The organism is Halorubrum sp. Ea8 (genome assembly GCF_002252925.1).
Lineage (GTDB): Archaea > Halobacteriota > Halobacteria > Halobacteriales > Haloferacaceae > Halorubrum.
Map to the genome: position 1 here is coordinate 40674 of NZ_NHPF01000041.1, position 12902 is coordinate 53575.

At 65.2% G+C, this 12902-nt stretch carries 6 protein-coding genes; all 6 read right to left on the bottom strand.

Annotated elements, in window-relative coordinates:
- Positions 1-39 precede the first annotated feature (39 nt).
- Positions 40-474 (bottom strand): hypothetical protein, encoded by a 435-nt coding sequence (locus DJ74_RS03275; RefSeq protein WP_094526346.1) that lies wholly within the window; start codon positions 472-474, stop codon positions 40-42.
- Positions 475-532: 58 nt separating this feature from the next.
- Positions 533-673: a hypothetical protein gene (locus DJ74_RS18560; protein WP_254922129.1), complete on the bottom strand. Its 141-nt coding sequence runs from the start codon at positions 671-673 to the stop codon at positions 533-535.
- 107 nt (positions 674-780) lie between these two features.
- Complete coding sequence (locus DJ74_RS03280) at positions 781-1200, bottom strand: hypothetical protein (protein WP_094526347.1); 420 nt, start codon at positions 1198-1200, stop codon at positions 781-783.
- 182 nt (positions 1201-1382) lie between these two features.
- Positions 1383-3611, bottom strand: coding sequence for a cohesin domain-containing protein (locus DJ74_RS03285; protein WP_094526348.1), 2229 nt, complete (start codon positions 3609-3611; stop codon positions 1383-1385).
- Positions 3608-5593, bottom strand: coding sequence for a PKD domain-containing protein (locus DJ74_RS03290; RefSeq protein WP_176451301.1), 1986 nt, complete (start codon positions 5591-5593; stop codon positions 3608-3610). The genes DJ74_RS03285 and DJ74_RS03290 overlap by 4 nt, the downstream gene beginning before the upstream one ends.
- 222 nt (positions 5594-5815) lie before the next feature.
- Complete coding sequence (locus DJ74_RS03295) at positions 5816-12712, bottom strand: malectin domain-containing carbohydrate-binding protein (RefSeq protein ID WP_094526350.1); 6897 nt, start codon at positions 12710-12712, stop codon at positions 5816-5818.
- Between the last annotated feature and the right edge of the window lie 190 nt (positions 12713-12902).

Here is a 12902-nt window from a genome sequence, read left to right on the forward strand (position 1 = left end):
CCGCTTCCGACATCCCTCGACTGTCGGGGACACGAGGCGTCAGCGAGCCAAATACCGTCCGAACAGCAGCGGGGAGACGAGCAGCGCGATCGGAACGGCGATCCAGACCTGCCCCGCGAGCACGTCGTACTGCCCGAGCGTGACCGAGACGGGCGTCCCTTCCGCGTACCCGACGACGAACTCGAAGCCGACGGTGAGCGTCGTCCAGAGAACGCCGACACCGATGCGTTCGGTCCGTCCGTACTCGATCGGCGTCCGCGAGAAGTAGGCGAACGAGACGAGGAGTATCGCGGCGACGAGGAGCGCGGTGCTCGCCACGTGTCCGGGGTAGTCGCCGATGCGGGGAATGAAGAAGACTTCTCGGAAGACGCCGTTGGCGACGGCGACGACAGCCATCGCCGCCCAGACGCCCAGCGGATACAGGAGCGCGTGCGGTCGAACCGACCCCGTTTTCGATCCGGGTGTGAGTCTCATCAGTCGGCGTTCGTACCGCGACGAGATAAGCGGACGCGGAGATTCTCCGCCGTCGGGATCAGCGGGCGCCGAGCAGCGAGGCGAGCCGTTCCGGGAGCGACGACCGGTTCGTCCGCTCGGTCGCCACCGACGCGTCGCCGGTCCCGAGCTCTTTGAATCCCGCTCCGGTCGGAACGAGGACGACGGCGTCGTTGAGCACTGGATCCGCACCCGTCCGGGAGTGGGCGACCGACCGATTCGACCGCTACTGGGAGCGGGCGACCCCGTTCGATCCCCTGGCGTTCGAATAAAAACAAGATCGCGGGGCTAGTTATCCAGCTCGAACTGCGCGTCGTGGTCGTTCTGGATCTCGATCGTCGTCTCGCGGCTCACGTCGTCGAAGTCGTGGCCGTAGCGTTCATTGGCGATCTCGTCGCGCGTCCGGATGTCGGCCGGCTCCGTTCCGTCGGGGAACGGCTGGCGGTTGTAGATCGCCTGGACCTCGCCGGCGGCCTCGGTGCTACGATCCGAGAAGTTGTACCCGTACTTCGCTTGGGAGTCCTCGGTTGAGAGCGACGCGGCCGTCCGGTGGAGCGCGTGAACTGATCGAAGAGCTCGTGGCGTAGGGACCGGTTGGTTCGACCCCGTCGAAACGTCCAGTCGCTGACGAGCCGGCGAGGACCGCCGAATAGGAGATGCCGTTCTCGCATACGGGTCAGCTGTGGGGCGTGCGTCCGGATCGGTCAATGCGGAACACGTACGCGGTCGACTTCCCCCCGCAGTCCGTCAATTCGATACCGCAGCGTTGGTGAAACCGTCGACGTCCTCTCTCAGCGCGCCGCCTTCGCTCCTTCCTCTCTCGCCACTCGCTGAGGAAGGGTCCTCGATCCGTTTTCGGCTAAAAATTCGTTCGGAGGCGGCCGTCGCGATCAGCCGTCCTCGTCCCCGTCCTCTTGCGGGATCGATACCGTTAGCTCTCCCGTATCACCTCCTTCGTAGGTCCCGCTGGTGGCTTCGAACAGCTCTTGTTCGTCGATTTCATCTTCGTCGAACGGTCCCGGAAGCGTAAACGCTGCGAGGTGCAGGTCCCGCGCTTCGGCGTCTTCTTCGAGTTCGAATTTGACCGTGACTTCCGTCGGGTTCCCCTCGTCATCGAATTTGAACTCGTTGTCGACGATGTTGACGTCGCCGAGCTGTCCGTCCGATTCTTGTCTACGGAGTGAGGGGTTTTCCGTAACCCCATCCTCGGAGTTACCGAGCCCCGACATCACATCGTTCGGCCAGTACGAGGGCGGCGTCGGCGGATCCTCACCCTCGCTGAAGTCAACTTGCCAGTAGACGGTTTCGTCGTCGCCGTCGTCGGCACCATCACCGTCATCACCGTCGCCGTCGCCCGCATCGCCATCGTCGCCCGCATCGCCATCGTCGGCGTCCTCGCCATCGTCACCGTCGTCGGCACCGTCGCCGTCGTCTGTATCACCGCCATCACCGTCGCCGTCACCAGCGTCACCGTCGTCACCGTCGTCGGCACCATCGTCGTCGCCCGCATCGTCATCGTCGCCGTCGTCGGTACCATCACCGTCATCACCGTCGTCTGTATCACCGTCATCATCGTCCCCGTCGCCAGCGTCACCGTCGTCGCCGTCATCAGACTCGACCGTGATCGAGGCGTCCGTCGTCTCGGTCACGGTGTACGGCTCGCCGTCTTCGGTGCCGAGTGCGTCGACCGCGAGCGATAATCCGCTCGTTCCGGGAGCATCTCCGGTGACGGTGGCCGTCGCGATGGTGACACTTCCCGTGTCACTGGTGTTCGCGAGCGCGGCCGAGACCGACACCGACGAGCCGTCGTCGGCGAACGTCGCGTTACTGGTTTCCGCGGACGGGTCTCCGCCGAACTCGAGATCCGTAACGGAAGCCACCGACGGGTCGTCGACCGTGATATCGAAGTCGTACGCACCGACACCGCCGTCGGCGTTATCGACGACCACGTCGTACGTCGTCGTCTCGCCGACGGTAACCGTCGAGTCTGACGGCTGGAGGCTCACCGCGGTCTCCCGAACCGTTTCGTCACCGTCGTCACCGTCGTCGCCGTCGTCGCCGTCGTCACCGTCGTCACCGTCGTCCGCACCGTCATCTCCGTCGTCTCCGTCGTCACCGTCGTCCGCACCGTCATCTCCGTCGTCACCGTCGTCACCGTCGTCCGCACCGTCATCTCCGTCGTCACCGTCGTCGGCGACTTCGATGGTGATCGTCGCGGTCGCGGAGTCGTCGTCGGTGACGACGCCGTGGGCGTAGTCTCCGGCGTCGAGACCGCTCGTGTTGATGTCCTCGAGCGCGACCGTCTGCGTCTCGTCGCCGTCCAGCGTCACTTCCCGGTCGGCGAGCGCCTCGTCGCCGTCAAGCGAGCCGTCACCGTCGAGATCGAGGCGGAACTCCACCGTCTGGGTGTCCTCTTCATCGCCGTCGTTGGTGACGTCGGCGGAGACGTCGATCGCGTCGCCCTGTGTGGCATTGTCCGGCGCGTCGAGGTTCGACACCTGGAAGCTGGCCGGCTCCGGTTCGGGTTCCGGGTCTGGCTCCGGCTCCGGCTCGTCGGCCTCGACGGTGATCGAGGCGCCGGTCACCTCCGTGACGGTGTACGATTGGCCGGCTTCGGTGCCAAGCGCGTCGACGGACAGGTCGACGTCGCTGGTCTCCGCGGCGTCCCCCTGAATAGTGACCGTCGCGACGGTGACGCTCCCCGTGTCGCTGGTGTTCGCGAGCGCGGCCGTCACGTCGGCCGAGGAGCCGTCCGCCGCGATCGAGACCTCGGTCGTCGCTTCGCTCGGATTCCCGCCGACGGCGACTTCCGAGACCGAGGCGACGCTCGGATCGTCGATGCTGACCGTGAAGGTGTACGCACCGACACCCCCGTTGGCGGTGTCGACGACCACGTCGTACGTCGTCGTCTCACCGCTCGTGACGGTCGCGCTGCTCGGCTCGAGGCTCACCCCCGTCTCGAGCGGATTCTCCTGCTGTGCCGCCCCCATCTGGAGGCCCGCGTCCGGGCCGACCGCCAGGGCAGCCCCGGCGATCCCGGCGGTCGCAAGCAACGCTATCACCGCGATAACGGCCGTGCTCTGCGCCTCAATCGTCGTTCCGATCTCTGTGACACTCATTGGTCAGGCACCTCCGTGAACAGCTTCTGCACGTCGACGACGTCGACGGTACCGTCGCCGTTGAAGTCGAACGCGTCCGGGTAGTTCTCGATCGTCTCGTCGTCGAGGTTGGCGAACAGCGCCTGGACGTCGACGATGTCGAACTGGCCGTCGCCGTTGACGTCCTCGTAGAGACCGTCGTCGTCAGGGTCGGTCGGCGAATTCTGGAAGTCACCGACGGGCGGAATCTCGACGACAGAGATCGACGCGCCGTTCTCGTCGGTGACGGTGTAACTATCGCCGTTCTCGTTCCCGAGCGCCTGAACGTCGACGGACAGGTCGCTCGATCCTTCGGCCACACCTTCGACGGTGACCGATGCGATGGTGACGCTTCCCGTGTCACTGGTGTTCACGAGCGCGGCCGAGACCGTCACCGACGAGCCGTCGTCGGCGAACGTCACGTTCTGGGTTTTCGCGTCTGGGCCTCCGCCGAGTTCGACGTCCGTGACGGAAGCCACCGACGAGTTGTCGAGCGAGACCGTGAGTTCGTACGCGCCGACACCGCCGTCGGCGTTATCGACGACCACGTCGTAGGTCTCGTTGCGATCGACCACGACTTCGGAGCTCTCCGGTGAGAGGCTCACCGACGTTTCGGAAGCGGTCGGCTCCTCGTTGATACTGATCGTCGCGGTCGCGGAGTCGTCGTCGGTGACCACGCCGTGCGTGTAGTCCCCGGCGTCGAGCCCGCTCGTGTCGATGTCAGTGAATTCGACGGTCGTCGACTGCTCGGGATCTAACTCGACTTCCTGAGAGAGGACGACGTCGTCATCGTTATCGAAGCCGTCATCGTCGACGTCAAGTCGGAACTGGACCGTCTTCGTGGCCTCCTCGTCGCCGTCGTTGGTCACGTCAGCGGAGACGGTGATGTTGTCTCCCTGCGTCGCGCTGTCCGGCGCGTTCAGGTTCGACACCTGGAAGTTCGCCGGATCGGGCGCCTCACTGACGGAGACCGTCTGCGTGGTCTGGGCCGTCGCACCGTCGTCGTCGGTAACGTTGAGTGTCACCTCGAAGTCGCCAGCCGAGTCGAAGGTGTGCGTCGTCGTCTCGCCTTGGGCGGTATCGCCGTCACCGAAGTCCCACTCGTAGCTCGCGATGGAGCCGTCGGGGTCGTTCGAATCGGAGGCGTTGAAACTCACCTGCTCACTAACCTCGGGTGAGTCCGGGTTGAAGCTGAACGACGCCGCCGGTTCCTCGTTGACCGGTTGGACGGTGACGTTCACCGAGTCGACGTCGGTCGCACTGCCATCGGAGACCTCAACCTCGAAATTGAGCGTCGTCTCGCTCTCCACGTCGGGTGCGGTGAAACTCGGCGTCGCCGAGGTGTCGTCGTCAAGCGTTACACCGGAGCTCGTAGTCTCCGACCACACGTACGAGAGGCTGTCACCGTCGGGGTCCGATGAACCAGACGCGTCCAGTGTGACCTCATCGCCCTCGTCGACGGTCTGGTCAGCGCCGGCGTCTGCGGTTGGCTGCTCGTTCGCTCCCTCAACAGTGAGGGCCGCGCTGCCGATGTTGTCGATTGTGTAGCTGCCGCCGGCCTCATCTCCGACAGCGACGCCGTTGACGGCGTCTTCGGGGTTGCCAACGACGTCGATGTTAGCTGTCCCCTCGGCCACCGCCTCGACGGTGACAGTGAGGAAAACGACCTCACCGGTGTCGTTCTGGGTCGATGCAGCGGCGAAGTTGATGTTCTGGCCAGTCTGGTCGCCCCGGACGTTCTGGAAGGCGGCGTCCGCCTCGACCGTCACGTCTTTGATAGTAACGACCGACGCATCACTGGTCTCGACTCTGAGGTCGACGGAGCCGACACCACCGTCAGCGCTCGAGAGAGCGACGGTCACCTCCGTCGTCTCACCTGGCGCGAGTGTGCTCTCCGCTGGCGATACCGCGATGTCCGTGGTGCCAGCCGCGACGGCGACGCCGCTGACGGTCCCGAGGACCATCAGCAGCGCCACCAGTGCGACAGTGCTACGGTTTAGTGTGCTTCGTATGCTGGTTGTGTTCATTGTTTGTTGGGCCGTTGGCTCGTCCGCGATCTACGCCGCGGGATCGGTGCGTCTGCACTGCCGCGAACTCGGGTCAGGGGTCGGCCTCTGGAGTCGCATTCCCCGGTCACGGCGTTCCCGGCGGGACTGATCAGGTCCCCCCGTTTCGCGCGGGATCCGTCAGTCAGAGCTGCTCACCTCCTCGAACAGTACGGTCACGTCCGCACCCGAGACGGAGCCGTCTTCGTTGAAGTCGAACGCCTCGGGATTCTCCACGACCGCGTCGTCTCCGCTGCTGATGGCGTTGAACAGCGCGGTCACGTCGGCTCCAGTTAGGTTACCGTCGCCGTTGACGTCCTCGTAGAGGCCGTCGCCGTCGGGGTCGGTCGGCGCGTTCTCGAAGCCGTTCACCGGCCCCGGCCCGTCGTCGATCCGCTCGACTTTCACCGCGCTGATTTTCGCGTTGTCGTTGGTCACCGCGAAGTCGACGTTCAGCGTGCCGTCGGTCACTTCGACCGTGTAGGTCTTGTCGGTGGCCGTCAGCGGGCCGACCTCGGAGTAGATGTCGTACTCCGTGAGGACCTGCTGGCCCTCAACGGTCGCGCTGAACAGCCGGTCGTTCTCGTTCGTCCCGTCGGTGGGCGGCGTTGACGAGTCCGGCGAGTCGCTGCCGGAAACGCCTTGGTAGATCTCAGCGAACTGGAGCGTCACTTCGTAGGTCCCGTTCTCCGGAACGGGAACGGCGACGTTCGGCGCCGTGGCGCTGCTGCCGTCGCCGCCACCGTACAGCTCAGTCTGGTACAGCGTGTCGTCCTCAGTCCCTGCGATGGACTGATCAACGCTGTACGTCGAGCCGCCGGTGAACACGTTGCTGTCCCCACTTGCGGCGTACACGGTCCCGTCGGTGGCGGTGTAGTTGCTACCGCCGGCGTTGGCCGCCGCGACGACCGTCCCGTTCTGGTCGGGTTCGTCGACGTACACCGCGAACGACTCGCTCGCGGTCGCGTTCCCGTCGTCGGCGGTGACGGTCACGTCGTACGTGCCGACCGCGTCGTCACTGGGCGCGACAGTGAGCGTGTCGTTCTGGTCGTCGAGGGTGACGAACGACGGTCCGTTGACGGACAGGTCGAGCGCGTCGCCGTCCGCGTCGGACGCCGGTACGTCGACGGTAAGCGACTCGCCTTCGGTGACGCCTTTGTCGGTGATCGATCCGACCGTCGGGGCCGTGTTCTCGGGCTCCTCCGAGAGCTCGAGCACCACGTAGTCCGAGGTGGGCCCGGTGTCGCCGTTCGGTTCCTCGACGGCGGCGACGAAGTAGTTCAGGCCGCCTTCCGCCGTGGAGTTCGTCAGCGTGACGTTCACCGTGGCCGCGCCGGTGTCGTCGGTCGTCGCCGAGTAGTACTCGACGTCGACCGCTTTGTTCGCCTCGTACGCCTCGATATCGTACGGGTCGGGAACGTTCGAGAGGTTCAGTTCGCCCTCGACGCGGAGGAGCGTCACGTTCGCGTTCGCGGGCGCGTCCGAGATACTGACCGTCTGGTTCTCGTCGGTGACCGTCGCCGCAGTGTGCCGGTCGGACAGCGATATCGCGGACGGCGAGACGCCGTCGACACCGATGGTCGGCGGCGACTCGTCAGTATCGTTCATCACCGTCGCCTGCGACCCGCCGGGGCTGCCGTCGCCGACCAGCGTCGCCTCGTTGTCGGCGGTCGCGCCGTCACCCACGCTGACAGTTCCGCCGACGAGTTCGAGTCCGGAGACCGGGCCCGCGGCCTGCGAACCGAGCGTGGTGCTACTGATGCTGGTCGGGTCGTTGTCGATGGAGAACGACATCGTCTCGCTCGGCTCGAAGCCCGAGAGCGTGACGATCAGACTGTCGTAGCCGGCGCTGTTGTTCTCTCCGTTGTGGAAGTTCGCGTACTCGACGTTCTCGACGGCGACGTCGCCGCCGTCGAGCGTGAACTCCTTGCCGACGTTGTCGCCCGCGGTGTTGAACGGATCGAACACCATGTCCGGCAGGACCGTCTCGTTGAGGTCCACCCGGAGCGTCGTGATGTTCGTCTCGCCGGTGTTGGTGACCTGGTAGGAGCCGCTACCATAGGTGCTCGTTTCGATACCGCTTCCGGGCGTGAGTTCCACGTCGGCCGACGTCTCAGGCTCCGGCGTTGGCGGCTCGGGACCGACGATCTCGATCGCGTTGACCTTCGGGTTCTCCTGCTCGTGCAGGAATTCGAGATCGATCGTCCCGTCAGACGGCGTGACGGTGAATGTCTCTACGGCCCCAGTGTCGTGGCCGTACTGCTGGATGATGTTGTAGTCGTTCAGCTCTGTCTCGCCCTCAGCGGTCACGTCGAACGTCCGGGGAAGGCTACTAGATCCGGACTCGAACGCGATCTCTGCGAAGTAGAGCCGGACCTCGTAGGTCTCGCCCTGCTGTGCCGGGAACGACCACTGCATCTCGGTGTCGTCGGTCGTCGAGTCGTCCGTGTCGGCGTCCCAGCGTTCGGTCTGGAACAGCGACGTCGGGGTGCCCGACGGCACCGAATCGTTCAGCGTAATCGCGTCCTGCGTGCTGTAGGTCTGCAGTCCGTTGTCGCCGTCGAAGTTCACGTACTGGGACGGACTGGCGTCCGTGTCGGCGCTCCAGTTCGGTCCGGCGTCGGTCGCCGAGACCTCGGCACCACCGGCGTTGACTCGATAGACGACATCGGCGGTCGGCGCCGGCTCCTCGACGGTCACTTGGAACGACTCGGTGGTCGTGTCGGTGCCGTCGTCGGCCGTCACTTCGATCGCGTACGGCGAGTTCGCGGCATCACCCGACTGCGGGTCAATGCTGATCTCGCCGTCCGCGAGCGTCACGAAGTCGGGCGACTGGCTCAGCGACAGCGACACGGAGTCGCCGTCGGCGTCGGAGACGTTGACCGGAACGGTCGCCGTGTCGCCCTCGGTGACGGTCTGGTTCGAGATGGCGTCGATCGCTGGCGCCGTGTTCGCATCTTCGACGTCGACGATCTCGATCGCGTTGACCTGCGGATTCTCGATCACTCCCTCGGTGAAGGTGACCGTGACGTTCCCGTCGCCGTTCTCGGTGGCGGTGAACGCCTTCACCGTCCCGTTGGCGTGGCCGACGTCTTGGACCGGATCGTACTCCGTCAGCACTTGATCGCCCTCGACGGAGACGTTGTACTGACGCGTGCCAGGTTCGTTCGTGCACGCGCACTGGCTGGCGAGGTAGAGCCGGACCTCGACCTCGGAGTCGGCCGGCACGTCGAACTCCCAGGTCATATTGCCGTATCGTTCGGCGTTGTAGACCTCTGGGGGAGTGCTCGACGGTACCTCGCTGCCCGGTGTCACGTCGTCGCCGTCGTCGTAGTTGCCCGTGGTGCCGGAGACGGAGACGAGCGGGCCGTCGGTGGTCACGCCCGTGACGCCAGTCCAGTTGAGACCGCTGTCGGTAGCCTGAATGGTAGACCCACCGGCGTTCGCACGTGCAAGTGCCGTACCGGCCGTGGTCGACGTGGCCGTATCGACCGCGAGCTCAAAGCTCTCGGTGGCCGTGTCGGTGCCGTCGTCGACCGTGACCTCGACCGTGTACGGCGAGTCCGCGGCATCGCCCGACTGCGGATCGATGCTTATCTCGCCGTCCGCGAGCGTCACGAAGTCGGGCGACTGGCTCAGCGACAGCGACACCGAGTCGCCGTCGTCGTCGGACGCGCTTACCGAGACGTTGACGTTCTCTCCACTGACGATCGACTGGTCGCTGATAGCTTCGACCGTCGGTGCGGTGTTGTCGTCGCCGCTGTCGACGCTCTGGACCGAAAGCTGGTCCCACGTCGCCGAGAACGTCGACGACGCGAAGTTGGACGTGCTGATGACGCCCGTGGCGAGGCCTTGATCGCTGTCGGTGAACCAAGCGGCCGGTGCCGCCGTCGTGCCGACCGTCTGCTCTTCGCTGCCGTTGACTGCGTACGAGGCCGTGACCTCGTACTCGTCGACGCCGTTGCCTGGTGACGGATCGGTCGTCGGATCGACAGTCAGGAAGAGGTCGGTCGCCGTCTCCGACCCGGTGACGCTCGCGTCGTTCGGCTGTGCGATGTTGGTGAACGACCCGCCGCTCTCGTTCGCCAACTCGACGCCGCCGGTTCCATCGGTGGCCGAGACGACGAACTTGAGGTAGTTGTCTTGGTCACCGTTCCCGATGAACATGCCCGCCGACTGGGCTGACTCGGGGTTCTCTGGGAACCCGGCGACTGTCGTGTGGACCGTGAACGGCTCGTTCACGTCGCTCGTGTTCGCGCCGAACTGGAACGCGTACTGCTGGTCGTTCTGGTCCTGATACGCGTCGCCCTGCGGGACCTCATCGACGCTCAGGAGGTTCGCTTGTCCGCCCGCGAAGACGTTATCCGGGTTGTACAGGTCCGAGTAGTTATCCTGCCCGTTCGTCATCAGGCCGGTGAAGCCGAGACCGTCGGTCCCGCCCGACGTCGCCGGGATCGTGTTGGCGAACGTGTCGGTCGAGCTGAAGTCCAGCTCCACCGGGAGCTGCGTGCTGTTCCCGTTGTCCGGGTCGAGCGCGAACGAGTCCTCGCTGTCGGAGAGCCCGTCGTTGTCGTCGTCGTCGTCCAACTGGTCCGGATTGCCGTCGTCGTCGTAATCGTCGGGCACGGACCCGGCGGAACACGGGTCCGTCCCGACGGCCTGCTCGTCGCCGTTGGTGTAGCCGTCACCGTCGGCGTCGCCGTCGGGGTCGCTCGCGTCGCACTGCGTCGGATCGTCTTCGTAGTCGTTCGGCTCGAAGACCTGAATCGCGTTGTCCGTCCGCTCGGCCGACCACACCGTGCCGGGCAACTGACCGTCGTCACCCTGAACGGTCACGTCGAGCGTCCCGCCGCTCGACAGGAGCGGCGTCGGGGCCTCCGTCAGGTCGTCACCCTGGGCGTTGCGTTGCATGCGGTAGACGTTCCCGTCGAAACTCGAGGTCAGCAGGTCGCCCTGCATCGCGCCGCCGAAGTTCGACGCCGTGTACTCGGTCAGGCCGTTCGTCGACGCGCCGAACGTCGCCAGCGCGCCGTCCTCCTGACCCGGCACGAGGTAGTCACACTCGCCCGAACCGTCGTATCCGTCGTAGACTGCGCCCGGGAAGTATTCGGAGTTCGCCCGAACCGGGTTGGGATGGCCGGCGTAGTATCCCTCTCCGGAGATGTAGTGCAGGTTGTCGCTGTACGTCGTCCCGCTGTTCTGGCTCACGTCCGTACAGGTCTGCGTTGGCGGCCCGCCGAGCCCGCCGTTCGGCCCGTTGTCGACGCTGTACAGCTGACCGTCCTCGGTCAGGTGGACGTCGTACGGGTTCCGGAAACCAGGGGCGTGGATCTGAACGGGACTGCCCTGTTCAAGCACGGCCATGTTGTCGCCGTCAAGCCCACCGTACGGCCCGTCGGTCGGGGTCTGACCGGGCGCCAGCGTCGGCAAGTCGTACTTGTACGGGACGTCCGTGTTCGAGGCGTTCTTCTCGTCCATCGACTCGACCTCCGAGAGGTCTATCGAGAGGATCGCACCCGAGTACGCGTACTCGGGGATCTCCGAGAAGAAGTTCGAGGGCGTCCCCATGTTCGTGTGGCCGCCCTCCGCGAGGTACAGTACCCCGTTCTGTTCGTCGAGCGCCAACCCGTTCGGGGCGTGGTTCTCCTCCGAGCGCGGGAGCCCGCGCACGAGCATCGTGTGGTCCCATCCCGAGCTCGTCTGTGTCAGCTTGGAGATGACACCGGAGTTCGTGTCGAGACTGTCAGACGGGGGATTCGTGTTCCCCGTCGCGATCCGCCAGTCGCTCGACGACACGTAGATGACCGGCTGGTCGGCCGTTCCGGTGACCGTAATCCCGGTTACTTGCCGGATATCTTGGGAGTTGTATGCGCCGTCGTCGTTGTGGTTCGGAACGTCGTTTTTGATCGTTGCGATCGTCTCGGCGGACGTCGCCTCGTAGTCGTTGGCTCCGTTGCGCTGGATCTCGAACGCGTAGATGATCCCGTTCTGCTGGGAGACGTACAGTCGCCCGTCGGGACCGAACTGCACCGAGGTCGGGTTGTTGATACTGTCGACGCTGACTCCGGAGAGATCGAGTTCGCTGCTCCCGAACCCGACGGGAACGTCACTCACGCCCTCGCCGGAGAGGTCGACCGAGAGCGGTGAGTTGCTCCCGGTGTGAGTCACCTCGAGCACCGCACTCTTCGGATCGACACTCGTTGGGGCGAACGTCACCGGGATGTCCGCGGACTCACCGGGCGCGAGGGCCGTCTGCGACGGCGCCCCCGTAGTGAACTCGCTCGCGTCCGCGCCCGTTACCGAGACGTCCGTGATGTCGATGCCCGGGTCGTTCTCGCCGCCGAGGTTGGTCACAGTGACCTGCTCGGTCGCGGAGTTGCCTGTGACGACCGCCCCGAAGTCGGTGCTCGACGGCCCGCCGAGCGTGTCGGGCTGCGGTTCGGCCGAGACGATCTGGATCGCGTTTATCTGCGGGTTCTCGGTGACGTGTGCGAAGTCGACGTCGATCGTGCCGTCGCTCGTCACGGTGAACGACTCCATCGCGCCGGTCTGGTCGCCGTACGTGTCGATGATGTCGAAGTCGTCAAGGACGGTCTGGTCCTCTATCGAGACGTCGAAGACGCGCTCGCCCACGGCGTCGGTACAGGTGCATCCGTCGTAGAAGTACAGGCGCACCTCTACTTGTTGCCCGTCTGGGACATCGAACTCGTACTGCATCTCCTCACCGCCGCTCGGGTCCCAGCGTTCGGTGTCCCATATCTGATCGGGCGTCCCGCTGGGTACCGAACTGTCTATCGAGCTCGGCTGGCCGTGGGAGGACGTCTCGTCTTCTCCGGCGACTTGATAATCGCTCAGCGTGCTCCAGCTCCCGTCACTGGTAGAGAAGCCGCCGCCGGCGTTCGCCTGATAAATGACTTCGCCGCCCTCCTGCGCCTGTGCGACGCCGGCCCCGCCGATCATCCCGGCCCCCATGGCCGAGACCAGCATCAGCACGGAGAACGCGACCGCGAAGAACCGGGTGGTTGCGGACGCGCTCACTGCGATCTCGTCTCCGTTCTCGATAGCGTCGTTTCGTCGCTGTGCCTCCTCCGCCGATTTGCCTTCGGACGTGGACGCGCGTCACAGGCCGCCGCGCACACGGCGACAGGCCGGTTCCGTCTGAGGAGCATCAGACATATTGACAAAGCAATCTATCATTGTTATGAGTCCGACAATAATATTCAAGAAG